Annotated in this window: 19 protein-coding genes and 1 rRNA gene; 12 read left to right on the forward strand and 8 right to left on the reverse strand. The window is 65.4% G+C overall.

Going from position 1 to position 25,477, the window contains the following annotated elements; genetic code table 11:
• The 4 genes from rrf to G6R19_RS17920 form a co-directional block, all read left to right on the forward strand.
• A 5S ribosomal RNA gene (rrf, locus tag G6R19_RS17905) occupies positions 1-86 on the forward strand; the annotation flags it as partial.
• A 716-nt stretch (positions 87-802) separates the two neighbouring features.
• Positions 803-1,090 (forward strand): HU family DNA-binding protein, encoded by a 288-nt coding sequence (locus G6R19_RS17910; protein WP_009358243.1) that lies wholly within the window; start codon positions 803-805, stop codon positions 1,088-1,090.
• Between the two features lie 196 nt (positions 1,091-1,286).
• Positions 1,287-3,365, forward strand: coding sequence for a cytochrome c oxidase assembly protein (locus G6R19_RS17915; protein WP_240341962.1), 2,079 nt, complete (start codon positions 1,287-1,289; stop codon positions 3,363-3,365).
• Positions 3,365-5,386 carry an NHL domain-containing thioredoxin family protein gene (locus G6R19_RS17920; RefSeq protein ID WP_163167485.1) on the forward strand — a complete coding sequence of 674 codons (2,022 nt, stop codon included), beginning with the start codon at positions 3,365-3,367 and terminating at the stop codon, positions 5,384-5,386. The genes G6R19_RS17915 and G6R19_RS17920 overlap by 1 nt, the downstream gene beginning before the upstream one ends.
• A gap of 108 nt (positions 5,387-5,494) precedes the next feature.
• Here G6R19_RS17920 and G6R19_RS17925 read toward each other — a convergent pair whose 3' ends face one another.
• The 4 genes from G6R19_RS17925 to G6R19_RS17940 form a co-directional block, all read right to left on the reverse strand.
• Positions 5,495-6,487: a hypothetical protein gene (locus tag G6R19_RS17925; RefSeq protein WP_205484564.1), complete on the reverse strand. Its 993-nt coding sequence runs from the start codon at positions 6,485-6,487 to the stop codon at positions 5,495-5,497.
• 72 nt (positions 6,488-6,559) lie between these two features.
• On the reverse strand, positions 6,560-8,281 hold the full coding sequence (locus G6R19_RS17930) for a helicase HerA-like domain-containing protein (protein WP_163167487.1): 1,722 nt from the start codon (positions 8,279-8,281) through the stop codon (positions 6,560-6,562).
• Positions 8,282-8,324: 43 nt separating this feature from the next.
• Entirely contained in the window at positions 8,325-8,795 is a 471-nt protein-coding gene (locus G6R19_RS17935) for a GNAT family N-acetyltransferase (RefSeq protein ID WP_163167670.1), read from the reverse strand.
• A gap of 114 nt (positions 8,796-8,909) precedes the next feature.
• Complete coding sequence (locus tag G6R19_RS17940) at positions 8,910-10,874, reverse strand: FAD/NAD(P)-binding protein (RefSeq protein WP_163167489.1); 1,965 nt, start codon at positions 10,872-10,874, stop codon at positions 8,910-8,912.
• 263 nt (positions 10,875-11,137) lie between these two features.
• On the opposite strand from G6R19_RS17940, the gene G6R19_RS17945 reads away from it, so the two are divergent.
• From G6R19_RS17945 to G6R19_RS17970, 6 genes are read left to right on the forward strand one after another with little or no spacing between them, the layout of a single operon-like run.
• Entirely contained in the window at positions 11,138-12,196 is a 1,059-nt protein-coding gene (locus G6R19_RS17945; RefSeq protein ID WP_163167491.1) for an amino acid ABC transporter permease, read from the forward strand.
• Complete coding sequence (locus G6R19_RS17950; protein WP_275898080.1) at positions 12,196-13,041, forward strand: amino acid ABC transporter ATP-binding protein; 846 nt, start codon at positions 12,196-12,198, stop codon at positions 13,039-13,041. The genes G6R19_RS17945 and G6R19_RS17950 overlap by 1 nt, the downstream gene beginning before the upstream one ends.
• Before the next feature lie 10 nt (positions 13,042-13,051).
• Positions 13,052-14,110 carry a transporter substrate-binding domain-containing protein gene (locus tag G6R19_RS17955; RefSeq protein ID WP_163167493.1) on the forward strand — a complete coding sequence of 353 codons (1,059 nt, stop codon included), beginning with the start codon at positions 13,052-13,054 and terminating at the stop codon, positions 14,108-14,110.
• Positions 14,107-14,943: a DUF1684 domain-containing protein gene (locus G6R19_RS17960; RefSeq protein ID WP_163167495.1), complete on the forward strand. Its 837-nt coding sequence runs from the start codon at positions 14,107-14,109 to the stop codon at positions 14,941-14,943. Before G6R19_RS17955 ends, G6R19_RS17960 begins: the two co-directional genes overlap by 4 nt.
• Positions 14,940-16,031, forward strand: coding sequence for an LLM class flavin-dependent oxidoreductase (locus G6R19_RS17965; RefSeq protein WP_163167497.1), 1,092 nt, complete (start codon positions 14,940-14,942; stop codon positions 16,029-16,031). The genes G6R19_RS17960 and G6R19_RS17965 overlap by 4 nt, the downstream gene beginning before the upstream one ends.
• A 9-nt stretch (positions 16,032-16,040) precedes the next feature.
• Complete coding sequence (locus G6R19_RS17970) at positions 16,041-17,405, forward strand: NtaA/DmoA family FMN-dependent monooxygenase (RefSeq protein WP_163167499.1); 1,365 nt, start codon at positions 16,041-16,043, stop codon at positions 17,403-17,405.
• A gap of 208 nt (positions 17,406-17,613) precedes the next feature.
• Here the strand turns inward: G6R19_RS17970 and G6R19_RS17975 are convergent, their stop codons facing one another.
• From G6R19_RS17975 to G6R19_RS17985, 3 genes are all read right to left on the reverse strand, one after another.
• Complete coding sequence (locus G6R19_RS17975; protein WP_163167501.1) at positions 17,614-18,210, reverse strand: TetR/AcrR family transcriptional regulator; 597 nt, start codon at positions 18,208-18,210, stop codon at positions 17,614-17,616.
• 75 nt (positions 18,211-18,285) lie between these two features.
• On the reverse strand, positions 18,286-19,344 hold the full coding sequence (locus tag G6R19_RS17980; protein WP_163167503.1) for an LLM class flavin-dependent oxidoreductase: 1,059 nt from the start codon (positions 19,342-19,344) through the stop codon (positions 18,286-18,288).
• A gap of 197 nt (positions 19,345-19,541) precedes the next feature.
• Positions 19,542-20,525, reverse strand: a complete 984-nt coding sequence (locus tag G6R19_RS17985) for an ABC transporter substrate-binding protein (protein ID WP_163167505.1) — start codon at positions 20,523-20,525, stop codon at positions 19,542-19,544.
• Positions 20,526-20,850: 325 nt separating this feature from the next.
• Here G6R19_RS17985 and G6R19_RS17990 point away from each other — a divergent pair, with 325 nt between their 5' ends.
• On the forward strand, positions 20,851-23,178 hold the full coding sequence (locus G6R19_RS17990) for a chromosome segregation ATPase (RefSeq protein WP_163167507.1): 2,328 nt from the start codon (positions 20,851-20,853) through the stop codon (positions 23,176-23,178).
• Positions 23,179-23,277: 99 nt separating this feature from the next.
• Here the strand turns inward: G6R19_RS17990 and G6R19_RS17995 are convergent, their stop codons facing one another.
• Positions 23,278-24,150 (reverse strand): aldo/keto reductase, encoded by an 873-nt coding sequence (locus G6R19_RS17995; protein ID WP_163167509.1) that lies wholly within the window; start codon positions 24,148-24,150, stop codon positions 23,278-23,280.
• 142 nt (positions 24,151-24,292) lie between these two features.
• Between G6R19_RS17995 and G6R19_RS18000 the strand changes: the two genes are divergently transcribed.
• Entirely contained in the window at positions 24,293-25,282 is a 990-nt protein-coding gene (locus G6R19_RS18000) for an LLM class flavin-dependent oxidoreductase (protein WP_163167511.1), read from the forward strand.
• Positions 25,283-25,477 lie beyond the last annotated feature (195 nt).

Here is a 25,477-nt window from a genome sequence, read left to right on the forward strand (position 1 = left end):
GTCCCATTCCGAACCCGGAAGCTAAGACCCACAGCGCCGATGGTACTGCACCCGGGAGGGTGTGGGAGAGTAGGTCACCGCCGGACAACCATTAGGTCGAGGCCCCAACCACCAGGTTGGGGCCTCCCACATTTAACAAACAAAAACACCACCCGGAACCCTCTCTCACTTAGTGCGGGTTTTTCCCGGTCGTTCTCTCACTTAACGCGGCCTTTTCCCGATCCCTCTCTCACTTAACGCGGGCTTTTTCCGATCGCTCTCTCACTCGACGTGTTCTCAACCAAACGATCCCTCACCCGCCCAGGAGTTAAGGCCCAGCCGGCAGCATCCCAAACCAGCCGTCGTCGTCGGCCATCACACGGAAGAGCAACACCATGGAACACCGCCAACTGAGAGAGCATCACCCACAAGGCCACATCAAGTGAGAGAGGGTCACCCAAAAACCCGCATGGAGTGAGAGAGCGTCACTCCAAAACCCGCATCTAGTGAGAGAGCATCACCCAAAAGGCCACATCAAGTGAGAGAGCGTCACTCCAAAACCTACATCGAGTGAGAGAGCGTCCGGCGAAAGGCTGCAGGAGCTGATAGACGTCCGACGAAAACCTGCAGGGAGTGAGAGAGCGTCCGCTACGGGCTCAATCGGGGCCGAAAACCCTCAAGAATCTGGTGATTAACCTCAAAAAGTCGCGGAAACACGCGGAATTTGCGGAACGGGAGGGCCCAAGCTGGTAAGTTTTCGAACAGTGGCTTGTGCGCACGCCGCGTTCAGGCTCCAGAATCATGACCGTCCAGGAGGACATAAATGGCTAAGAACCGTAGTGAACTTGTTGCAGAGGTAGCGGGCAAGGCCGGCACCAGCCAGGCAGCCGTCAACTCCGTCCTCGACGCACTGTTCGAGGTTTTCGAGACTTCTGTCGCCGCGGGCGAGAAGATCACCATCCCGGGCTGGCTCGCCGTCGAGCGCACCGACCGTGCAGCACGCACCGGCCGCAACCCCCAGACCGGCGAGACCATCCAGATCGCCGCTGGCCACAGCGTCAAGCTGACCGCCGGCTCCAAGCTGAAGGCTGCGGTCTCCAACAAGAAGTAAAGCTTTTCCCCCGGCATCAGGCCGGCGTGGCTAAAGGGGCGGCAACCACCTGGTTGCCGCCCCTTTAGCTTTAAGCCGATTCGCGGCCCGGGCAAGGGTATCGGACAATGGATAGGTGCCTTCCGCCGCAATACCCCAATCCGCAGCAACCCAGCCAACTCCCGGCAAGGGAGTCCCTGGGCAGGCCGGCAACGTCCTGGGCCTCTCGGCGCCATGGCAGCTGGCAGGACTGGCGGCACTCTTCCTCGGCCTGGCAGCCGCGCTCGTTTTTTCAGGCGCGGCCGTTGCCCGTGAGGTGTCGGATCCCGGTGCACTGGTCCGCTGGGGCCTGCCCATCAGCAAAGCCATCCACAACGTCTCGGTGGCCACAGTCATCGGCGGCCTGATCTTCGCCGTCGGCATCCTGCCCAAGAACCTCGGGCTCCGCAGCAGGGACCGGGACGCCGGCCGCGATGATGAGGCCCCCGAACATCCGGCGTTCACCCGCGCGATGGCGGTTGCAGCAGTTGCAGGCGCCGTCTGGACCCTGTCCGCCATTGCCGTCCTGGTGCTTACCTATTCGGACGTAGCCGGGCAAGCGGTGTCGGGCGACGCCGAGTTCACGCAGGCCCTGGTCTACTTCATGACGGACATCGAAACGGGCCGGGCCTGGCTCGCCGTCACCATCATTGCCGCTGTGGTGACCACCGCCCTTTTCGGTGTCAGGTCCCTTGGTGGGTTGGCGCTAACCCTGATCCTGGCACTCATCGGCCTGGTCCCGACGGCCCTGATCGGGCATTCCTCGAGCTCATCGGACCACGAAGGCGCTATTAACTCCCTCGGCCTGCACCTGGTGGGCGTCAGTACCTGGGTGGGTGGCATCATCATGCTGGCGCTGCTGTCCGGGATCCTGACAGCGGGCAAAGCCGGAGCCGCGGCGGATATCACCGAGTCGACACTTCGCCGGTTCTCCTCGCTGGCGGGCTTCGCCTTCGTGCTCGTCTTCGCTTCCGGCATCATCAATGCCAGCATCCGCATCACCAACTGGGGCGACCTCTTCGGATCCTCCTACGGCCAGCTGATCCTGGCCAAGTCGGCTGCAACGCTGGTCCTGGGCGGGATCGGCCTGATGCACCGGCAGTGGGTGATCCCGCAGCTGAACCGCAAGGGCGCCGCGATGTCCTCGCGAAGGGTCCTCTGGCAGCTGGTCCTGGCTGAATTCCTCGTGATGGGCGCTACCTCCGGCGTGGCCGTGGCCCTGGGCCGCTCGGCCCCGCCCCAGCCCACCACGTTTGCACCCGACGCAACACCCGCTTTTATCCTGACCGGCTACGAACTTCCTCCGGAGCTGACCCCCGCGCGCTGGCTCACCGAGTGGCGGCTGGACTGGCTCTGGATTGCCGTGGCGCTGTTCGGGCTGGTGGCCTACTTCCTGGGCGTGGCCAAGATCTACCGCCGGGGCGACAAGTGGCAGTGGTTCCGGTCCGTGAACTGGGTGATCGGACTGCTGGTGCTTACCTACATCACGTCCGGCCCGCCGTCGGTCTATGGCCGGATACTGTTCTCGGCGCACATGGTGGACCACATGGCGCTGACCATGGTGGCCCCCATCTTCCTGGTCCTCGGCGCACCGGTGACCCTTGCCCTGCGCGCCTTGCCCCCTCGCGGAGATGGTTCCCGCGGTCCAAGGGAGTGGCTGCTGGTGTTTGTGCACTCCAGGTTCTCGCAGGTGGTCACGCATCCGCTGTTCGCCGCCGCTAACTTTGCCGGTTCAATCGTCCTGTTCTACTACTCGGACCTGTTCGGCTTCGCCATGCGGGAGCACGTGGGCCATGAACTGATGATTGTGCACTTCCTGCTCACGGGATACATCTTCATCTTGAGCATGATCGGCTCCGACCCGCTGCCGCGCCGGGCGCCGTACCCCATGCGCCTGCTGCTGCTGCTGGCCACCATGGGCTTCCACGCCTTCTTCGGCGTCGCCATCATGGGCGGCACCAACCTGCTGGCCGCTGACTACTTCGGCAACCTGGGCCGGGCCTGGGGACAGTCGGCCCTGCTGGACCAGCAAACGGGAGGCGCGGTGGCCTGGGGCATCGGCGAGGTGCCCACGCTCCTGGTGGCCATCGGCGTGGCCATCATGTGGTCAAGGTCCGACCAGCGGGAGACCAAACGCGTGGACCGGGCGGCGGACAGGAATAACGACGCCGATCTCACCGCTTACAACGATATGTTTGCCAAATTGGCTGAACGCGACGCCAGGCTGGCCGAACGAAACAAGCTGGAAGGACGCTGATGAGCGAAACCGTACGCACCCACCTCCGGGTCCGAGCCTCCGAACTGGTGGGCCGTAACTGGTTGAACACCGGAGGGAAATCGCTGGACCTCGAAGCCCTCCGCGGCAAGATCGTGCTGCTGGACTTCTGGACCTTCTGCTGCATCAACTGCCTTCACGTCCTGGATGAACTGCGGCCGCTGGAGGAACAGTACTCCGACGTCCTGGTGACTGTGGGCGTCCACTCGCCCAAGTTCGAGCACGAGGCAGACCCGGTGGCCCTGGCGGCGGCTGTGGAGCGCTACGAGATCCACCACCCGGTCCTGGACGACCCGGAGCTGGACACCTGGAAGGCGTACACCGCCCGCGCCTGGCCCACCCTGGTGGTCATCGACCCTGAGGGCTACATCGTGGCGCACCTTTCCGGTGAAGGCCACGCGGACGGGCTCGCGGTGCTGATCCCCGAGCTCATCGCCGAACACGAAGCCAAGGGGACCCTGCACCGCGGCTCCGGCCCGTACGTGGCCCCTGAGCCCACCTCGGGAACGCTGCGTTTCCCGGGCAAGGCCCTCTTCCTGCCCGCCGGGCGCGGTTCCGCCCCAGATGCAGCGCCCGACGCCGATGCAACGGCGGGTGCCGCAGCTTCCAACGGTGCCGCAAAGGGCTCCTGGCTGGTCACCGACACCGGACACCACCGCCTGGTGGAACTGGGAACCGACTTCCAGACTGTCCTGGGCACCTACGGCTCCGGCACCAAGGGTTACGCTGACGGCCCCGCCGCCGGTGAGGCGGCCGCCGCCCAGTTCAACGAGCCCCAGGGCCTGGTCCTGCTGCCGGAGGACGTGGCAGCGAAGGTGGGTTACGACGTCGTGATTGCGGATTCCGTCAACCACCGGCTCCGCGGGCTCTCACTGCAGGACGGGAAGGCGACCACCCTCGTGGGCAACGGCATCCAGCGCCTGCTCGAGACCGGACCGGCCCGCGTTGACGAGGACGCCGCCGGATTTACCGGCCGCTTGAGCGAGCACCCCCTGGAGGTCTCCCTGAGCTCACCGTGGGATCTCGTCTGGTCCAGCAAGCTCAACGCCGTGGTGATCGCCATGGCCGGAACCCACCAGATCTTCAGCTTCGACCCCGTGTCCGGCGAAGTGGACATCATTGCCGGCAACGGACTTGAAGGCCTGCTGGACGGCCCGGCCCACGAGGCATGGTTCGCCCAGCCCTCTGGCCTCGCCGAAGACGCGGCCGGCAACATCTGGGTGGCTGACTCCGAAACGTCCGCGCTCCGCAAGCTCGTGATCGACGACGACGGCGCCATCACCATTGAATCTGCCGTGGGCAAGGGCCTGTTCGACTTCGGTTTCCGCGACGGTGCTGCTGAGGAAGCCCGCCTCCAGCACCCGCTGGGCGTGACGGTGCTGCCGGACGGTTCTGTGGCTATCGCCGACACCTACAACGGTGCTGTCCGCCGCTACGACCCCAGCACGGAGACCGTCTCGACGCTGGCACGCGGGCTCCTGGAGCCCTCGGACGTGATTGTGGACCACACGCAGTCGGCCGGCTCGGAGCCGCTGCTGGTTGTGGTAGAGGCCAACCAGCACCAGCTGGTGTACGTGCCCATCCCCAAGGAAGCCCAGCAGGTGGACGAGGGCGCGTCGCAGACGCACCGGCCGAAGAGCCCGGTGGCGCCTGGCCCGCTCGAGCTGACCGTGCGCTTCACTGCACCCACCGGGCAGAAGCTGGATGACCGCTGGGGCGATCCCACCCAGCTGAAGATCTCCTCCACTCCGCCTGACCTGCTGGTGTCCGGCGGCGGAACGTCAGTGGGGCTGCTGCGGACCCTTGAGTTGTCCGCAGACGTCCCCGAGGGCATCCTGCATATCACCGCCCGCGCCGCGGCCTGTGACGGCCCGGAAACTGAGGACGGCGAAATCCCGGACCACGCAGCCTGCCACCTCTACCAGCAGGACTGGGGCATCCCGGTAATACTGCAGGCCGACGGCGATACCGAACTGGTACTCGACCTTCGCGGCATGGACTGACGCGCCGCCGTCGTACTGTGAGCGCAAAGGCTGCCGCCCGTGACGTAAGTGTCACGGGCGGCAGCCTTTTTGTGTTGCGCCCGAAGCCGGACCGGCCAGGATCCAGCCCTAGAAGCTCAGCATCGGCGTGACTTTGATGGTGTCTCCGGAAACGTCCAGGCGGGTGGTGAAGCTGAAGTCCACCTCTTCGTCCAGCGGGTACCAGGCGCCGGTGAACAGGTTCTGCTGGAGCGCTTCCACCTTCGCCTTGCCGTCCAGCGGCGCCACCACCCAGCGGCCGTCGAACGGCTCGATGGCCACGTTGGGATACTCAGTGACGGACCACTTGATGGTGCCGTCCTGGACCCGGTTGTTGCTGGCGAAGTAGAAGGGACAGTCAGGCTGGAGCTTCTGCTCCTTGACTGCCTGGGCCGCGCAGCCGTCCAGGAATTCCTTGACCTTTGCCGCCACGTCCGTCTTCAGTTCGTCCGTGGCCTGGGTCAGCAGGTTGAGCGGTGCCACCGGGACATCGCGGGCGGTCACGGTGGCACGGGTGGCAGGCGCGGAAAAGTACTCCCCGTTCACCGTGGCCTCATATTCGCCCGGGTAGAAAACGGCGAAGGAGTTCCGGCCGTTCGGCATGTTGACGTCCACGCCGTTGACGGTGGCCTCGCTGGCGTTGACCACGGTGACATCAACGGTGGGCAGCCGGGACGGGACAAATGCCCACGTGTTGAAGAAGATCCACTCGGTTCCGGTCTTCTGGAGCAGGAACTCCGTGCGGAGGCGGCTGCCGTCGATGGTGTATTCCAGGGGCACCATCACCTGGCTGCCGGGCCGCTCCTCGGCGTCGCCGATGTTCACATTGGCCAGGCGGGACGCGGCGGTCTGCAGGGCCGTTCCGTCGAGCATTGCAGCGTTGCTGGGCGGCACCGTTGCCCGCAGAAGCCCCAGCGCCTTGCCGCCGTCGCCGCTCTGCAAAGCGCCCAGGTACTCGCGCACGGGCTGCTGCGGACTGGCCACAGTATCGTTCACGAGGTTCACGGCAACGATGGCGCCGGCGATAGCAAGCATGAGGCCCAGCAGCCATCCGGCCGCGATCCTCACCAACGCTTGACTCATCTGCACGTTCCATACGTTACCTGCCATGCGCCCGACGGCGGCAGTTGAGTCGGCGCACTGCGGCGGCCGCGGTCAGCGGCGGCGCCGGGACGACGTGCCAAACACGCCCCGCAGCAGCTCACGTCCGAGCTGGGTTCCGATGGACCGGGCCATGCTTTTCAGCCCGCCGCCAAGTGCGCCGCCGAGGACACCGCCAAGGTCGCCCATCGCGCCGCCGGACTCCTGCCGGGTAGTCCGCGGGACATCAGCGGGGGCGCGGCGGCCGCTGCTCCTGGTGGGTGCGGGCCGGCTGCTGGGCCGGCCAAGGATCTCCTCTTCGATCCGCCGCGCCTCGGCATCGACGTCGCCGGCGCCGCCGGGAACACCGCCGGTAGCGCCGGCACCGCCGCCGGTGCCGGGAACGGGAGGTTCACCGGGCGCAGCCGGGCCGGTGGGAGCCGCCGCCTTGCCGGTGAGCTTTTCGTAGGCCGAGGGGTTGTCTACGGCGGTTCCATACTTTGGCAACAAAGACGACCCTGCCACCGTGCTTCTCACCAGGGCCTCATCACTGGGTCCCATCACGGATTCAGGGGCGCGCAGCCGGGTATGGGCCACGGGAGTGGGCGCACCCTTCTCGTTCATGACCGTGACCACGGCTTCGCCGATTCCTGCGGACGTCAGGGTCTCTTCGAGGTCGTAGTCGCTCATCGGGAAGGTGGAGACCGTGGCCTTGAGCGCCTTGGCGTCCTCCGGCGTGAACGCCCGAAGGGCATGCTGCACCCGGTTGGCCAGCTGGCCGAGGACTTCAGCCGGCACGTCCTTGGGCGTCTGGGTGACGAAGAAGATGCCAACACCCTTGGACCGGATAAGCCGGACGGTGGTGGTGATGGCGTCCAGGAACGCCTTGGATGCATCGTTGAAGAGGAGGTGTGCCTCGTCGAGGAAGAACACGAGTTTGGGTTTGTCGAGGTCGCCGGCTTCGGGCAGGTCCTCAAAGAGGTCGGCCAGCAGCCACATCAGGAAGGTCGAGAACAGCATGGGCTTGGTCTGCAGGGTAGGCAGTTCCAGGCATGTGATCACGCCGCGGCCGTCCGGGGCGGTCCGCAGCAGCTCGGCGGTATCGAATTCCGGTTCGCCGAAGAACTTCTCCAATCCCTGGGCCTCCAGGTTCACCAGTTCCCGCAGGATCACGCCCGCCGTGGCTTTGGACAACCCGCCCAGCTCCTCCAGCTGGTCCTTGCCCTCCGGCGACGTCAGGAACTGAATGACCGCCCGGAGGTCCTTCAGGTCGATCAGCTCCAGGCCGTTCTTGTCCGCAAAATAGAACACCAGCTGCAGGCTGGATTCCTGGGTGTCGTTCAGCTCCATGATGCGCGAGAGCAGGATGGGGCCGAAGGATGTCACCGTGGCCCTGACCGGGACACCGTTGCCGTCACCGCCCAGAGCAAGGAACTCTACGGGGAAAGTCCTGCCCTGCCAGGCCTGGCCGATGCTCTCGGTGCGTGCCGCAAGTTTTTCGCTGCCCGCGGCGGCCGTGGCGAGGCCCGAGAGGTCACCCTTGATGTCCGCCAGGAAGACGGGGACACCCGCGGCGGACAGCTGTTCGGCCATCATGTGCAGCGTCACGGTTTTGCCGGTGCCGGTGGCGCCTGCCACCAGGCCATGCCGGTTCATCATGGCCAGCGGCAGGCGGACCTGCGCCTCCTTGTGGAGTTCGCCGTCAACGATGGCGGCGCCGAGTTCGATGGCTGCCCCTTCCAGCGTGTACCCCTTCTGGATGGTGGCAAGCTTCTCTGCTGTGGTTTTGTTGGCCATGCCGTTAGCTTAGCGGTGGCTCTGCCCCGGCCGGCGGAGCCGGTCAGTTGGGCCGAACCTCTGAAAGCTCCTTTGTGAACGCCAGGAACTTCAACGTCTCCGGGTCTGCATCCAGATCGAACTGCGGCTGGTAGCCGGTGCTGAGATAGAGGTGTTTGGCTTCGGGCTGGCGGGGACCGGTGGTGAGGTAGATCCGCGTGTACCGGCGGCTGGCAGCGAGGGTTTCCAGCTCGGCCATTACCACCTTGGCCAAACCGCGGCGGCGGTGGCCGGAGTGCGTCCAAATCCGCTTGAGTTCCGCCGTCCGGGAGTCGTAGCGGCGGAAGGCTCCGCCGGAAATGGATTCCCCGTTCTCCTGGATCACCAGGAGCGCTCCCCCGGGTGCCTCGAATTCCTCGGCAGGGTAGCGGTTCAGTTCGTCCGCCGCTGCCTGCCGGCCGAAGAGATCGCCGTACCGGGTGTCGTATTCGACGGCGAGCTCGTCCAGCAGTGGCCGGACCCGGGGATCGTGCATGGGGAGGTTAAGGACCGTCAGCGCGGCCGGGTCAAGCGGCCGGCGGGCAATGCGCAGGGGCTGGCGTGCGCCGTCCAGGGGCTGGCATACGAGGTCTGGTTCTGCTGTCACGGTTCAGTTCTTTCCGACGGCGGCTGGTTCTGGAGACATTGTGCTGGACGTGCGGGAGGCGATGCCACGGGCAGCGGCGAGGATGGTCCGGGCCAGGGCATCATTCTCACGGAAGGGCGCGGCGTTGGTGCCGGGCCGGGCAAAGGCTCCGGCGCCCCAACCGGACGTGCCGGGGCCTACGCCAAACATCCCCGGCTGCGGCTTTCCCTCGGCGTTGACCAGCTCGTGCCGGGCCGAGATCAGCAGTTTGCCCGTGGAGTGGATCCCGTCCGCCGTGAGCAGTTGCTGCTCCGCGCCGAGGCCCGTCCGGTAGAGGGACTGCAGCAGCGGGTTAAGCGACCGCGCCACGGTGGGGGAGGGCAACCGGGCTTCGATCAGGGCTTTTGCCGCCACGGAGGCCCCTGACTCCGGCGAGCTGCCGTGGAACAAACCAGTGGATTCGTCCGCGGCCACCTCAAGCCCCGGCCCGAGGAAACGCAGCAGGCCGGCGCGGTGAAGTGCCAGCATCTGGCGGAGCCGGTGCGGCGGCGGCCCGGAGTCCACGAAGCTGAAGAATCCGTGCCACCAGCCGTGGACCGTCTGCTGGGACCGCGCGTTGAGGCGCTCCGGCGGGACAATGCGGCCCACTTCCATGTACACGTGGAGCAGAGCCAGGAAGAGGGCAAAGGTTTCCGGGTGGTCGGGGCTGTCCCGGAGGCCAAGATCGTGCTCAATGTACTCAACCACCGCATCCTGCACCTCCTGGGTGCCAGCAAGGCGGCGGCCGGCGAAGGGGCGGTCCAGCCCCTCCAGGTCCAGGTGCAGGGCGGGATCCGGAACGGCAGCAGCCACGAGCTCCTCCCGCTTGGCGCTGTACCATTCCATGGCGGAGTAGTGCCCGGCGAACTCCTCCCACCCCATGGCGGCCCGGGCCGGGCTGCCGGTCAGCAGTTCCCGGTAGTAGTAATAGCCGGCTTCCTTCGCCACCAGCGGCCACAGGTCCCTGCGGAAATCCAGTTCTTCGTGCTGCTGCAGCAGGGCATCCACGGCTGCAGCGGTCAGGAAACGCAACGGCCCCGGCGTCTCGCCCCGGAGCGTTGCGGAAATCTTGGAGTGGTAGGGCACACCACGGCGCGACCCGGCCCACAGCCTGGGTTCCCGACCGGACGGCAGGTACTGCAGGCCGCCGTCGGGATTCTCCACAAAGCGGCCGCCGCGTCCCTCCATCAGGAGGACCAGGAGGTCAACGAAGGCCAGGCCCATGCCGGAAACGATCACGTCCTGTCCCGGAGCAATGGGTGAATAGTCGACGTCGGTGGTGTAGCTGGGTGCCGCATGGAACCCGCCGTGCCGCTCGGCAAAGTCGGCCCAGGCGGCAGAAGCGGTATCAGGATGGGCATCCGTGTGCCCCAGGGCGGTAACCACGACGTCGGCCCGCAGGGTCCGCCCGTTTGCCAGGGTAACGAGGTAATTTCCCTCGGTATTGGCGCCGGAAGCGGCGTCACCGGCCTGGCTGACAGCCACGGCAGTGGTCCGGTGAACCGTCACCTGACGGCCGAAGGACCTGGCTGCGCGGCGGAAGAACCACTCCAGGTACTGGCTCTGCAGCTGCCGGGTGGGAAACGTGGCGCCTGTCAGCGAGCGGAGCTGCTCCCACAAAGGCCGGGGAAAGTCCGGCACGTCGGTGATGGAGCCGTTCACCACGCCAGCGGCCCATTCGGCCAAGCTCGGACCATTGCCGGCAGGACCCTCACAGGCAACCGAGGCATCGGTGAACATGGTGATGTCCGCCGCAGTGGAGTTGAGCAGGAGGCCGGGTTCCTGTTCGTAGCGCCAAATGCGGCCGGAGCCCGGGACATGCGGTTCGATCACGTGGATCTCCAGCGGTCCGCTGAAGAGCTCCGGGCGGTTCGCGGAAATCCGCTCAAGGACGCCGGCCGTGCGGGGCCCGCCGCCCACGAAGACGACGGCCGGAATATTCGCTGGCATGGATGCTCCTGGTAGCGGCGGTTGGGGGCGGCTGGAGTGCCCATGCTAGGCAGCGTTTCCGACGGCGGTCGAGTGCTTCTTCACGGCCGTTAACTCCGCGTCACACCACGTCAAGGGACGCAAAAAACCGACTCATGACGCTGTGCGAACTCCGGTGAAGTTATGCAACCTGCTGCCTTGCTGCCCCCTTCTGGCCGGTCCTAGATTTGCAGCCAGCACCCGGGGCAACCAGCTCCGGCCCAACCAGAGAAGCGAGGTGGCGCATGAGTTCAGCAGCAACGACGGTGGCGCAGTCAACAAAGTCAGCACAGTCAGCTGCAGGCCCGGCGCCGGCCGCAGCCCCTGGAACGGCTGCTTCCGCGGCAGGCGGGCTCCCACCCGAAGACGGGGCCGCCCGGGTAGCCACTGACTACTCCGCCTACCGTGTGGTGGCCGCCAAGCACCCCTGGCGGTGGGTGGGGACCGCCGTCGTGGCCCTCGGAGTCCTCGCGGTGGCGTGGTCCCTGGCCACCAATCCCCGCTGGGAGTGGGGCGTGGTGGCGCAGTGGTTCACCGCCCAGCCCGTCATTAACGGATTGCTGGAGACACTGAAGCTGACAGCGATCTCCGGCGTCCTCGGCTTTGTGCTGGGCTTCATCCTGGCACTGATGCGCCTGTCCGCCTCGCCGCTGCTGGTCTCGGTGTCCTGGACATTCTCCTGGATCTTCCGGTCCACGCCGCTGCTGGTGCAGATGTTGCTCTGGTACAACCTCGGCTACCTGTACGAAAAAATCAGCTTAGGCATCCCCTTTACCGACGTCCGGTTCTTCGAGGTCCAGACCACCACCCTGATCAGCCAGTTCGCTGCAGCCGTGCTTGGCCTGACCCTGAACCAGGCCGCGTACTCGGCCGAGATCATCCGGGGCGGCATCCTCTCGGTGGACCAGGGACAGCTTGAAGCCGCTGCTGCGCTGGGCATCCCGGCCTGGCGGAGGTCCACCCGCATCGTCCTGCCGCAGGCCATGCGGGCCATCCTGCCCAACGCCTTCAACGAGATCATCGGACTGGTGAAGGGCACGTCCATTGTGTACGTCCTGGCCTACTCCGAACTGTTCTACACAGTCCAGGTGATCTATAACCGCACCCAGCAGGTCCTTCCCCTGCTCCTGGTGGCAACCCTTTGGTACGTGGTGATCACCTCGGTGCTCAGCGTCTTCCAGTACTACATCGAACGGCACTACTCCAAGGGGGCGGTGCGGAACCTGCCGCTGACGCCCCTGCAGAAGGCCCGCAAATTCTTCGCCACCCACGCCGTGGCCACTAACCGGGCAAGGAGCCTCTGATGACCGCCGCTGCGACTGCCGCGAATGCCCCAGCCACCAAAACGGCCGCTCCGAAGGATGCTGCAACCCGCGGCCTGGTGGAAATCACCAAAGTCCGTAAGTCCTTCGGTACCACCGAGGTCCTCAAAGGCGTCAGCCTCACTGTGGAGCCCGGCGGCGTGGCCGTCATCGTTGGCCCCTCCGGTTCAGGCAAATCCACCCTGCTGCGCACCATCAACCACCTGGAAAAGGTGGACGGCGGCTTCATCTCGATTGACGGCAAACTGGTGGGCTACGAAGTCCGCGGCGAGCGGCTGCTCGAGCTGCGGGAGAAGGAAATCCTGAAGCAGCGCACCGGGATCGGCATGGTGTTCCAGAACTTCAACCTGTTCCCGCACCTCACCGCACTCGAAAACGTGGCCGAAGCTCCCGTCGTGGCACTGGGCCGCTCCAAGGAGGATGCGCGGCGCCGCGGCCTGGAGCTGCTGGACCGGGTGGGCCTGAAGGACCGCGCCGGCGCCTACCCCCGCCAACTCTCCGGCGGCCAGCAACAGCGGGTAGCCATCGCCCGCGCCCTGGCCCTCGACCCCAAGATCCTGCTGTTCGACGAACCCACCTCGGCCCTCGACCCCGAATTGGTCAATGAAGTACTCGATGTCATCCGCGAACTCGCCACATCCGGCACCACGCTGATCATCGTCACCCATGAGATGGGCTTCGCCCGCGACGTGGCGGACACCGTGGTGTTTATGGACGAGGGGCAGATCGTGGAACAGGGCAGCCCGGAACACATTTTCACCAACCCGCAGGAACCACGCACCCGGAGCTTTCTCTCCAAGGTGCTCGAACCGGCCTTCAACATCTAAAGGACTTCCCATGGCATTCCCTTCACCTGCCGGCATCCGCGCCCCGCGCTTCCGCAACAGGCGCACTCTCGCGGCGCTGCCCGCCGTCGTACTCCTGGGAACGGCTGCGCTGTCTGCCTGCGCCGATCCCGGTGCAACAGCGGCGGGTTCCGCCAGCGATGGTGCCCAGACGACGGCGGCGCGCAACGGCATCGTCTACAACACGGCCCCGGACCAGCAGCGTATCCGGGCGGAGAAGGACACGGCGCTCGCCGCCAAGGTCCCCGAACTGATCGGCAAGGACGGCAAGCTCGCCATCGCCACCACCGCGGGATCCATCCCGCTGTCCTTCCACGCCACAGATGACAAGACGCCGATCGGGTCCGAGCTGGACATTGCCCAGCTGGTGGCCGACAAGCTGGGCCTGGAGCTGGATGTCCAGGTGACGTCCTGGGAGAACTGGCCGCTGAAGACCCAGTCCGGTGACTTCGAGGCCGTTTTTTCGAACGTGGGCGTCAACAAGGACAGGGTGAAGCTTTTCGACTTCGCCAGCTACCGGGCGGCCTTTATGGGCTTTGAGGCCAAAAAGTCCGCCACCTATGACATCAAGGGTGCCGACGACATCTCCGGGCTGAAGGTGTCAGTAGGCTCCGGGACCAACCAGGAGAAGATCCTGCTGGCCTGGAACAAGGAGCTCGAAGGCAAGGGCAAGGCACCCGCCACCCTGCAGTACTACTCCTCCGATGCCGACACCATCCTGGCGCTGTCCTCGGGACGCACCGACCTCAACATCGCGCCCTATCCCTCCACCGTGTACCGGGAAAACACCCGTGACGACCTGAAGGTGGTGGGCAAGGTCAACGCCGGCTGGCCATCCGAAACCCTCGTGGCAGCCACCACCCTTCGCGGCAACGGGCTGGCACCGGTCATCACCGAGGCCCTGAACTCGGCCATTGAGGACGGCTCCTACGCAGAGGTGCTGGAGCGCTGGGGCCTGTCCGAGGAGGCGCTGCCGGAGTCCAAGACCATCACCGAAGAAAGCTTTGCGGCCGCCCGGGCCGCCGCTACCCAGAATGGGAAAACCCGATGAACGCGACCACAGCCCAGTCCACTGAAACCGCATTCGAATCCTTTGAGGCCGACTGGCAGGAATGGCACGCGGCCCATGAACGCCACCGGGCACACCCGCACGGGTTCCTGGCTGTCACCCACCTGCACTGGCTGGGCCCCGAGCCCGCCGCCCTGGACGGAGTGCCCGGAACCTGGAGCGCCGTCAACGACCTCGTCACGGTGGTCCTGGAGCCCGGCGAAACACTGGAACTGGAGCAGCAGGCCTTCCCGGCAGGGGAAACGGTCATCGGTCCCATCGCTGAACGCGGCGGCCTGAACCTCAGCTCCGGGCAAACTGTCATTGAGCTTGCCAAGCGGGGCGGCGAGTACATCGTGCGGCCGCGGAATCCTGAAAACGCGCTGCTGCGCGGCTACCAGGGCACGCCAGCCTACTCACCGGATGCGGCGTACGCCGTCCGTGGAACTTATGTGCCGTTCGAGGTGCCCCGCCCCACCGCGGTGGGTGCCGCCGTCGAAGGCATCCAGCATGTCTACGAGGCGCCGGGTGAGATCCGCTTCAAGCTGGCCGGCCAGGAACTGGCGCTCACGGCGTTCAATGGGCACGCTCCGGGATCCCTGCTGGTGCTGTTCACGGATCAGACCTCCGGCAAAACCACCTACGCAGCCAACCGCTCCCTGTCGATGGTCCCGGCCGCGGATGGCGCAGTGGAGCTCGACTTCAACCGGGCCGTGAACCTGCCGTGCGCCTACACCGATCTCGCCACCTGCCCGCTGCCGCCGGCGGAAAACCGGTTGCCGGTGCCCATCGAAGCCGGCGAGAAGATCCCCTACGAACGTCAGGACCAGCAGTGAGCACCCCGGAAAAGAACACACCAGAAGCGGCACGGGCCGGATTCCTGGCGATCGAGCTCGACGGGGCCGGATGGGACGGCGGGGACTTCGCAACCCTCGCCGAAGCCGTCCTCGCCGCCGAGTCCGCAGGGTTCCATGCAGCCACGTTCAGTGACGCACCGGCTCCGGGCCGGGCCAACGCCCTGCAGCGCGCCGCCTACGCCGGACCGGTGACGCGGACCATCGCCCTCGTTCCCGAGGTGGACACGGTGTACACCGAGCCGTTCCACGCCGCCACCCAGCTCGCAAGCCTGGACTACGTTTCCGGCGGCCGCGCCGGATGGATCGCAACCGCAGCGGAATCACCGAAGGCGGCAGCCGCCGTCGGGCGCAACAACGTCACCGGCACCGCGCTGGCCCAGGAAGCCGCCGCTTCCATCGAGGTTTCCCGCCGGCTGTGGGACTCCTGGGAGGACGACGCCGTGATCCGCGACGTCGCAACGGGCCGCTATATCGACGTGGACAAGCTGCACTACGTCGATTTTGAAACCCCCGCCGAATTCGCCGGCAACGGTTATTCAGTCAAGGGACCGTCCATCATTCCCAGGCCGCTGCAGGGGCAGTTGCCGGTGCTTGCCGCTTCAGCATTGGTGGACGCGGGGCAGGTCCCGGCGGACGGCGTGGATGCCGTGCTCGTCACCGCGCCGACGCCCGAATTGCTCGCCGCCGAAATCAAGGACGCCCGTGAACGGCTGGGCGTGTCCGTGGCGGTCGTCGCCGAGCTCGACGTCGTCCTTGACGCCCGAGGGCAGGCTGCGGCTGAGCGGGCGGCCGGTTCCGAAACCGGCCGCGCACGCTACATCGGCACTCCCGCAGGCCTGGTGGACCTCCTTGAGCTGCTGCTGGCGGAGGCCGACGGCGTTCGCCTCCACCCGGCGTCGCTCGCCGTGGAACTGGACGAACTTTCACGACTGGTCCTGCCCGAACTACGGCGCCGCGGTGCGCTGCGGGCGCCGATCCAGGACGGCACCTTCCGCGACCTGCTGGGGCTCTCACGCCCGGCCAGTCGCTACGCAGATTCATCCGCGGCCGCTGCCGCCGGAAACTAGGGGAAGACCATGACACAGCAAGGCACCGTTCCATCAGAAGTGTTTACACCCACGGGCAAGCTGCAATTCGGCGTCTTTTTCCAAGGGGTCAACTCCGGCACCATCTGGAAGGCGGCCGAATCGGGCTCACAGACCGACTTCGAGTCCTTCCGCCGCATTGTGCAGACGGCCGAGCGCGGGCTGTTCGCCGCGTTCTTCCTTGGCGAGGGCCTCCGCCTGCGGGAGCACCTCGGCAGGCCGCACGCTTTGGATGTGGTGGGCCGGCCGGATGCGCAGACCATGCTCGCCGCCCTTGCTTCCGTCACCCGAAACATCGGGCTGGTGGCCACCCAGAACACCACCTACAACGACCCCGTGGACCTCGCGCACCGGCTCTCGTCCCTTGACCTGATCTCCGGTGGCCGGGCGGCGTGGAACATCGTGACCACGGACAACGCCTGGACCGGTGCCAACTTCCGGCGCGGTGGATACCTGGACCACGCGGACCGCTACAAGCATGCAGAGGCCTTCGTGCAGACCGCCAAGCGCATTTGGGATTCCTGGGAAACCGCGGAGGGACCCGCCCGCCGGGTGCTCCATGAAGGGCAGCACTACACGGTGGACGTAACACCGCGGCTGCCTCGAAGCGCACAGTACCGGCCGGTGCTCTTCCAGGCGGGAGACTCCCCGGAAGGCCGCGACTTTGCCGCCCGCCAGGCCGACGTCATCTTCTCGGCCCATCCCAAGTTCGACGACGCCGTCGAGTTCCGCAAGGACCTTGTGGCACGCTCCCTGAAAGCGGGCCGCGGCGCCAACGCCGTGCAGATCATGCCGGCCAGCGAATTCATCCTCGCGCCCACCGCAGAGGAAGCAGCGGAGAAGAAGGCGTGGGTCCGCAGCCTGCAGATCGGTCCGCAGCAGGCGGTGGCGTACCTGGAGCAGTTCTGGGGGCGCGAACTCTCCGGGTATGACCCCGACGGGCCCCTTCCGGAGATCGATCCCGTGGTGGAGGAAACCTCCGAGACCCGCGGCAGCGGCTTCCACGGAGCCAAGGCCAGGCAGCTGGCGGACCAGTGGCGGGCGGAGGCCAAGGACAAGGGCCTCTCCATCCGCCAGTTCGTCACCTCCCGCACGGCACGCGTGGACGCCACGTTCACGGGTTCCTATTCGGGAGTGGCAGACCAGCTGGCTGAATATGCGCGGGTCGGCGCGGTGGATGGCTTCAACATTTCCCCGTGGCTGATCCCTACTGGTTTGGACGATATTGTGAACCACCTGGTGCCGGAACTGCAGGAACGCGGCGTTTACCCCACCGAGTACGCAGGCCACACCCTGCGCGAAAACCTGGGGCTGGCGGCTCCGGTTCGTGCTGCTGAGGCGGTCCGCGCATCATGAGCGCGCCTGGCTATGGGGGAAGGGCCGACGACGGCACGGAGACTGCCGTCGTCGACCCTTCCCTGGGGAGCGTCAGGCTGCAGCTGACAGTATGGGAGCTGCAGCTCTAAGGGACTTTGACCTCCGCCACGCCGAGTTCGACTGATGTCGCCTGCAAGGCAGGGCCCGACGACGGATGCGCTCCGGGAGCCCTGACCCCTGGCTGCGGCTATTGGTCCCGCGGCGGGGCGAACGCGATCTCCTCGGTGCGGGCAATACTTCTTTGGATGGCTGCTTTGTCTATGCCAAGAAGCGCCGTGAGCCACATGCCGTTTTGTACCACGACGATGTCGGCTGCGCGCTCCCTGCATTGCTCCCACGGGAGCCCGGGGACGGCATTGGACACCAGCGAAGCGAGTCCGTCGAGGTACCGGTCAAAAGCTGCGGCATTGATCTCTGCATAGTCCTCATCGGCTTGCGCGAGGGCCCAAAGGTGCAGGCGCAGGGACAGGTACCGTGTGGTCAGCAGTTCGGCGCCCGCAACCCGCCGCAGGGCCTTGCGCAACTGTTCCTCCGGGGCCGACGAGGGGTCTGGTGCCACCAGTTTAAGGTCGTGCTCGTCTACCCGGTGCAGGGCTGCCCGGATCAGGCTGGTCTTATCGTCGTAGTAATAGTTCACCAGCCCCAGCGCAACGCCGGCTTCGCGGGCCACAGCGCGCATGCTCACACCTGAGATACCGTGGCGGGACAGCAGCTCGAGCGCCGCCTCGAGGATGCGCGACTGCCTGTCCACCTGTTCGCCGGAGTTCACGGTTCTTGTCCCCATCTGGCCAGACTATGGCCTAACCTGCCAGGCGTGCACTTTCAGGGTGGGTCGAAGGGTGGATTGGGTCTCGGGCGGTTACGGTGAGTCTTGCCCAACCTCCGCCGGGGCCCAGCCCAGGGCGGGACCCAATTTGCCAGCGATATCGGTGAGGATCTGGAGGTAGTCCTCGTGGTCAAAGCTAAAGGGGAGGGCGAACGCCACCTCATCCACTTCCCGGAATCCTGCGTGTGCGTAGAGCTGCTCGGCGATTTCATCGCTGGTGCCGATGAGGTCCGGGGCGAACATCATGCCTTTTGGCCCCTGCGGCGCCCGTGTGCGGGGAGTGCGCTCCTCGACGTACCGCTGGTACTTCTCCCGCTGTCCCGGTGACGCTGAGTCGGTGGGGATGACCACCAAGCCCTGCGACACCCGGGCCGGTCCGTGTGCGTGGGCTGACGTTGCGGCGGCCTCACGGAAGGCACGAATCTGCGATTGCTGAACGCGGGCGAAGTCCGGTTCCTGATCCGCTTCGGGGAAGATCACACTGCTGGAGAGCAGGTTGAAACCGTTCGCCCCTGCCCAGACGGCCGACTTTCTGCTGCCTACCCCATACCAAAGACGATTCCGTAGGCCGGGAGAGTGCGGCTCGACGCGGTTGGAGAATTCCTCGACCACGCCTTGCCTGCCCGAAAAGTCCCGCACCCTTTCGCCTGCGATCAGGCGTGCAAGCCGGTCCACGCGGGCGTAGCTGAAGTCCTCAAGCTCTGACGTATCCGGGTACAGTTCGTGCTTCACTGTGTCGTAGTGCATCGGCTCCCCCACACTCAACCCCGGGTTGATACGTCCACCCGCGAGCAGATCCACGGTGGCCAGGTCCTCGGCGAGGCGCAATGGGTTTTCCCAGCCCAGCGGTGTCACAGCGGTTCCAAGCTCAATCCGGGAGGTGCGCTGGCTGGCGGCGGCCATCACCGCAATGGGGGAGGAGATCCCGAACTGCAGATGGCGGTGGCGCAGCCACGCACTGTCGAACCCCAGCCGCTCGCCACGTTCGATAATCTGCAAAGTGGACTCGTGGCCGGCGGCAGGATCTGCCGGATCGAACAGGCCAATAGTGAGGAATCCGAGCTTGCGCAAGGGACGTGTCGGATGGGGCATGGGGCTCCTTCAGCATTGGGGGCGGCTCCTTCTCAGAATATGTGCCCTGGCGTGGATGGTCTGGTCTTCGGGCAATGAGGGTCGGGGCCAGCCCGGCGGCTTGCCCGGCCGGCGGCTCCTCGGGACGCTCGGGCGAGAACGTGAAGGATCCCCGCCTCGCTGAAGCAAGGCGGGGATCTATTCGTCGGCAGGCTTCCCTACTTCTTGGGCAGGCCTGCCGGGTTCAGCTCGGACTTCTGGATGGCCTCTGATGAGAGGCCCCAGCGGTCCAGGATCTTGCCGTACGTGCCGTTTTCAATCAGCTCATTCAGTGCGGCCTGGGCTGCGACCGCCAGGTTGTTGTCCTTCTTGGTGGTGAAGGCGATCTGCGCGGTCAGCGGCCAGCCGCCGTTGAGGGTGCCCACCTGCTTGCTCTTCCCGTCCAGCGCGGCCTTGTAGGCAGACCCGGCATTGGGTCCGAACGTCAGGTCCGCACGGCCGGACTGCAGGGCCAGCGTTGAGGCGGAGTCGTCGTCGTAATACTGGAACTCGACCGGCTTCAGGCCGTTCTTCTTGTTCTCCTCGTCCCAGCGCACCAGGATGGCTTCCTGGTTGGTGCCAGAGCCAACGATGACGCGCTTGCCCGCAACATCCTTGGCCTCCTTGATCTCGCCGATGTCCGAATCGCTTTTCGCGTAGAAGCCCAGGAGGTCGTTCCGGTAGGTGGCGAAGTCGAACTTTTCCTTGCGGGCTTCGGTGACCGTCACGTTGGACAGCACGGCTTCGTACTTCGCGGACTCAATGCCCAGCGGCCAGTCGGCCCAAGCCACGGGAAGGACCTCGACCTCCAGGCCCAGCGTCTCGCCCACCGCGTAAGCGATGTCCACCTCGCTGCCGATCAGGGTCTTGTTGTCCGTGGCAAAGGTGCTCAGCGGGGCCGTGCCGCCAGTGCTGACCACCGTGAGCTTGCCATCGGCTTTGATGGCGTCGGGAACCAGCGCGGCGGCTTCGGAGTCGACGGAAACCTTGAAACGGTCCTGCTCAGGGGACAGGTTGAAGGTCTTGCCTGCCGCCGTGGTGGAGGATCCCGACGTCGGTGCTGTCGCCGCCGTCGCGCCCGGGTCGGAGCAGGCTGCCAGCCCCAGGAGCGCGGTGATGGTGAGGGCGACGGCGGCAGCCGGTTTCGCCTTGGTGATGGCCATTTGTCCTCCTTGGACGTGGATATCGGATGCAACGGAGTGTGTTCGTTGAAGCAACTATCCGGCAGCCCGAGCAGGGGAATCAAAGGCGCTGAAACCCGGAGATACGGGGAGTAACGGCAGGTCACGGGAGGACCGCGGCGGTCACATTCGAAAACGATTTACTGGGTGGGCCAAGTAGCGGCTCTCAGGAGCTTTTCCAGAAAACGAGTACTGAAGGAGCAAAGACAGGTGGGCGATTACGCGTGTGCCCGTCCGGTCCCGGCACCTACGGTTGGCTGAGGCAGCGGCCAGGGTTGGCCGCTTTTAGGTCTCAACAGGAGCTCAAATGCGCACTGCAGCGTCAAAGTCTGTCCTCTCACGCCGTCTCGCGGCAGCCGTCGTCCTTCCGGGCCTGCTGGCCACCAGCCTTGTGCTGGTCCAGCCGGCGGTTGCAGCAGGAACAACGTCCAATTCTTCGGTCTGCAGCGGCGTGGTGAACCAGTTGGCGCACCGGGGCACCGTTCAGGAGAACCTGCTGAAGAATGCGGCGAAGAGGAACGCCGACGCCATTGCCAAGCTGACGGCAGAGCGGGCGGCACTGGAATCCAGCGCGGCCACCCTTTCGGGCCAGATCGCGGACACCAACAAGGCAATTGCCGACCTCGATGCAGAGGAAAAGCAGTTGGCAGAAGCCGTAACAGCCGCTCAGGGACAAATTGGTCAACTTGAGACGGAGAAGACAACTGCCGAAGCGGCAATTTCGAACGTTGAGAAAGCCCTCGCTACCCTGGAAACTCAGAAGTCCGACGAGGTCAACGAGTTGGGACCCCTCCAGGAAGAGCTCGCGGCTGCCGAGGCGGCAAAGGCGGACCTCCAAAGCCAAGCCGACCAGTTGGCCGCCGATCAGGCTGCGAACAGCGAGGCCCTCGTCGCCGCCCAGGACCAGCTGGACTGGCTCGAGCACGCAGCTCAAAAGGCTGCTGATGAAGTGTCCGCCAAAAATGCGGAGATCCAGGATGCCCAGAGCCAGTTGGAGAAGTTGACTGAGCAGGCAGAGCAGGCGGCTGCCGCCGTCGTCGCCGCAGACCAGGAAGTAAGCAAGGCTCTGCAGGATCTGGCGACTCTCCAGGCTGCTGGTGCTGACGCAGCCGAGGCGCTGCAAGCCCAGAAGGAAAAGATCGCCGCAGCGGAAGAGACTCTGGCGGATGCCCAGAGGGTTGAGGCAGCCGCAAGAGAGGCAGTCGCGGTCAAGAAGGGCCAGATCACCACGGCCCAAGGTGATCTTGGAGCTTTGCAGACCGCCGCAGCCGATGCCAAAACCGCCCTCGACGCCAAGAACACAGCTATTGCCGCAGCCCAAACAGATCTTGCCCGGCTTCAGACAGAGGCCGCTGCGGCAGCCAAGGCAGTGGACGACAATAACGCGAGAATTACGGCGCTCGCGAGCGAGACAACAGCACTCCAGGGGCAGATCAGCACCGTTGATGGGCAGGTAACTGTCAAGCAGGCGGAACTCACCACGGCAAAGGGCGAGCTCGCAACCCTCCAAGCGCGGAAGGTCTTCCTTGAAGGCGAAATAAAGCGCTATGAAGCTGTCAAGGACAACCGGGACGGACTGAAGAAGGAGGCGGAGGAAAAGCTTCCTGTGCTCCGAACAGAGCTGAACACCGTTAGCAGTCAGATCACCAGTAAGAGCTCCCAGATCTCCGCGCTTCAGGGGAACTTGAGTGGACTGCAGAAGCAGGTCAACACCTTGAACGACCAGTTGCTTGCAAAGCAAACAGAAAGCAGCGGCCTGCAACTGAAGGCTAAGCCCCTCCAAGACGTGCTGACAGCGGCAAACGCAGCAGTCACTTCCAAGGAAGCCGAGATCGCGACGCTGAACTCCCAGATCGCTGGGCTGCAGGATGCAGTCAATCTGGCGAACGGTGCAGTTGTTGCCAAGCAGGCGGAGCTGACCACCCTTCAGGACGGATTGCCGGCGCTCCAGGACGCGGCCGTGGCTGCGGCGACTGCTGTCGCCGACCAAGAAGATGTAGTTTTCCGTCTCAAAGAAGCACTGCCGGGACTGGAAAGCGATGTTGCGGAAGCCGAAGCTGCGATCGCCGAGCAGGAGAAGGTGCTGGAGTCACGTAAGTCGGCTTTGGCTGAAGCGCATCAGTCCCAGGCCGCGGCCGACGCGGCAGTGGACGCCAAGAAGGCTGATGTGGCAGGTCTGCAGGAGCAGCTCCCGGTCCTCCAGAAGGCAGTCGATGACGCCAACAAAGCAGTTGCCGATAAGACGAGTGAGATTGGTTCGATCAACCAGATCGGCGAAAGGCTGGCTGCGGAACTCAAGACGCTGAACGGTCAAATTACGACGAAAGAAGGCGAGATCCTGGCCCTGCAGGAACAAGTGAGCCCGCTGCTGGCCTTGCTCGACAAGCTAAACGGAGAAATCAGCGCCGCGGAGGCAAACCTCTCGTCCTTGCAGGCGCAACTGACTACCCTCGACGGACAGCTCACGGCAGCCCAGGGGAAGCTTCGAGACCTGCTGGCGGCGAAGGGCGTGAAAAAGGACGCGGTTGAGGCGCAAAAGGCGGTGGTCAACTCTCTGACGGCCAAGATGGGGGAGGTGCAGAACCAGATCAAGGCCATTGACGGAACCATCGCTCTCGGTGGCTGCGCGGTCTAACCAGTAGCCGAACGCCGCGCCCGTAAGGAAGTGGCCCGGTCGCCAGACCGGGCCACTTCCCTGTCAGCACCAGCGGGCGGGACAGCTTTCCTGCGGCGTTTACTGCCCCGCGGCTTCGAGTTCCGCGTAGGTGTCGTCGTTGAGGGTGATGCCCGCAGCGGCCATGTTCTCCTCAAGGTGCTTCACGGAGCCAGTGCCGGGAATGGGCATCATCACGGGGGAGCGGCGCAGCAGCCAGGCCAGTGCCACCTGCGAGGTGGTGCCACGCAGCCGCTTTGCGGCCTCGTCCAGCGGTCCGCCCGGCTGCGCAAGCTCGCCCGCGGAGATGGGCGCCCAGGGGATAAAGCCGATGCCGTTCTCCTCCGAGTACCGCAGCACATCCTCGGAGCTCCGGTCCGTCAGGTTGTAGCGGTTCTGGACAGTGGAAACGGTGAAATGCTTGCCGGCCGCTTCCAGTTCCTCCACGCTCACCTGCGAGAGGCCCAGCGCCCGGACCTTTCCCTCGTCCTGGAGTTCGCGGAGCACACCAAACTGCTCTTCAGCATCCACCTTCGGATCGATCCGGTGCAGCTGCAGCAGGTCCAGGGTGTCCACCTTTAGCTTCCGCAGGCTCAGTTCGGTCTGCTGGCGCAGGTATTCCGGCCGGCCAACGGGGATCCACCTGCCCGGCCCGGTCCGCGTGAAGCCCACTTTCGTGGCGATCTTCAGCCCTTCCTTGTACGGGTGCAGCGCCTCGGCCAGGATTTCCTCGCTGATGTTCGGGCCGTAAGAGTCTGCGGTATCGATGAAGTCCACTCCGAGTTCGACGGCGCGGCGCACCACCTCCACGGCGGCGCGGCGGTCAGCGGGCTCGCCCCAGACGCCGTCCCCCACGATGCGCATGGCACCGAAGCCGAGCCGGTGCACGGTCCCGAGGTCCTTCAGGTCAATGGTTGCGGACAGTTCCAACTGGTTCGTTGTCTCTAGGCTCATAGGGGCGGCAACCTCATCAGCATGCTGAGTATTCCGAACGTCACAGAAATAAGCAGGCCGCCGCCGTCGTTATGCAATGCGTGCCCGCCGCGACCCGGCCGGCGCATCCCTGCGAAAACGTTTTGAAAGGCCGGCACCTACCGTGACTCTTCCCCTCTCCATCCTTGACCTGGCAACCATCGGCAAGGGCCAGACGGCGGCGGAGAGTTTCGCGGGCAGCGTGGCCATGGCGCAGAGCGCCGAGAAACTTGGCTACCGGCGGGTCTGGTACGCCGAGCACCACAACATGTCCTCCATCGCCTCCTCCGCCACCAGCGTGCTGATCGCCCACGTCGCCGCGCACACCGAAAGCATCCGGCTCGGCGCCGGCGGCGTGATGCTGCCCAACCACTCGCCGCTGACCATCGCCGAGCAGTTCGGCACTTTGGAAACCCTCCATCCGGGCCGGATCGACCTGGGCCTGGGCCGCGCTCCGGGCAGCGACCAGAACACCATGCGCGCCCTGCGACGGGACCCGATGTCCGCGGACAGCTTCCCGCAGGACGTCCTGGAGCTGCAGGGCTACCTCACCGGGCCGACCCGGATCCAAGGCGTTGAAGCCACCCCGGGCAAGGGCACCAACGTTCCGCTGTACATCTTGGGATCCTCCCTGTTCGGCGCGCGGCTGGCTGCCCAGCTTGGGTTGCCGTACGCGTTTGCCTCCCACTTTGCGCCCAACGCGCTGCAGGATGCCGTGGCCATCTACCGCCGCGAATTCAAGCCCTCTGCGCAGCTGGACGCGCCGCATGTGATCGCGGGTGTGAACGTCATTGCCGCCGATTCTGCCTCCGAGGCACAGGCCATGCTGCAGGAGACCAAGCGCGCCAGGGTCTCCCTGTTCTTCGGCGGTGGCCGCGAGTTCACGGACGACGAGGCGGACATGATCCTCGACTCGCCACAGGGCCAGCACGTTTCGCAGATGATGACCTACTCCGCGGTGGGTACGCCCGACGTCGTGATGGACTACCTGGACGAATTCGGCAGGCACGCCGACGCCGACGAACTCATCGTGGCGCACCAAAGCACGGGCACCGAGGCGCGGCTGCGTTCGGTGGAACTGCTCGCTGAAGTGGCAGGCCTGGCCCGGGTGTAGCAGCCGGCGGCGCTTCGCCGCCGGACTTTTCCACATAGGCAGTGCTTTTACACATACGCAATGATGGGGACTTTCGGGGGAAACGGGCCGGGCGGACGATGAGGAATGCCCCCTTTGGAGTTCCCCGTGGAAGTCCGGGAGGGGCACCACCCGATAGCCGTGGGCCATCCTTCGGCTGCCTTTCCGGGTGCGTCC

This window comes from Arthrobacter sp. Alg241-R88, from assembly GCF_900537115.1.
GTDB lineage: Bacteria > Actinomycetota > Actinomycetes > Actinomycetales > Micrococcaceae > Arthrobacter.

Bases quoted from the DNA above. Each gene is read 5' to 3' on its own strand.
- G6R19_RS17910 (WP_009358243.1), top strand. From the start codon at position 803: ATGGCTAAGAACCGTAGTGAACTTGTTGCAGAGGTAGCGGGCAAGGCC.
- G6R19_RS17920 (WP_163167485.1), top strand. From the start codon at position 3,365: ATGAGCGAAACCGTACGCACCCACCTCCGGGTCCGAGCCTCCGAACTG.
- G6R19_RS17925 (WP_205484564.1), bottom strand. From the start codon at position 6,487: ATGAGTCAAGCGTTGGTGAGGATCGCGGCCGGATGGCTGCTGGGCCTC.
- G6R19_RS17930 (WP_163167487.1), bottom strand. From the start codon at position 8,281: ATGGCCAACAAAACCACAGCAGAGAAGCTTGCCACCATCCAGAAGGGG.
- G6R19_RS17935 (WP_163167670.1), bottom strand. From the start codon at position 8,795: ATGCACGATCCCCGGGTCCGGCCACTGCTGGACGAGCTCGCCGTCGAA.
- G6R19_RS17940 (WP_163167489.1), bottom strand. From the start codon at position 10,874: ATGCCAGCGAATATTCCGGCCGTCGTCTTCGTGGGCGGCGGGCCCCGC.
- G6R19_RS17945 (WP_163167491.1), top strand. From the start codon at position 11,138: ATGAGTTCAGCAGCAACGACGGTGGCGCAGTCAACAAAGTCAGCACAG.
- G6R19_RS17950 (WP_275898080.1), top strand. From the start codon at position 12,196: ATGACCGCCGCTGCGACTGCCGCGAATGCCCCAGCCACCAAAACGGCC.
- G6R19_RS17955 (WP_163167493.1), top strand. From the start codon at position 13,052: ATGGCATTCCCTTCACCTGCCGGCATCCGCGCCCCGCGCTTCCGCAAC.
- G6R19_RS17960 (WP_163167495.1), top strand. From the start codon at position 14,107: ATGAACGCGACCACAGCCCAGTCCACTGAAACCGCATTCGAATCCTTT.
- G6R19_RS17970 (WP_163167499.1), top strand. From the start codon at position 16,041: ATGACACAGCAAGGCACCGTTCCATCAGAAGTGTTTACACCCACGGGC.
- G6R19_RS17975 (WP_163167501.1), bottom strand. From the start codon at position 18,210: ATGGGGACAAGAACCGTGAACTCCGGCGAACAGGTGGACAGGCAGTCG.
- G6R19_RS17980 (WP_163167503.1), bottom strand. From the start codon at position 19,344: ATGCCCCATCCGACACGTCCCTTGCGCAAGCTCGGATTCCTCACTATT.
- G6R19_RS17985 (WP_163167505.1), bottom strand. From the start codon at position 20,525: ATGGCCATCACCAAGGCGAAACCGGCTGCCGCCGTCGCCCTCACCATC.
- G6R19_RS17990 (WP_163167507.1), top strand. From the start codon at position 20,851: ATGCGCACTGCAGCGTCAAAGTCTGTCCTCTCACGCCGTCTCGCGGCA.
- G6R19_RS17995 (WP_163167509.1), bottom strand. From the start codon at position 24,150: ATGAGCCTAGAGACAACGAACCAGTTGGAACTGTCCGCAACCATTGAC.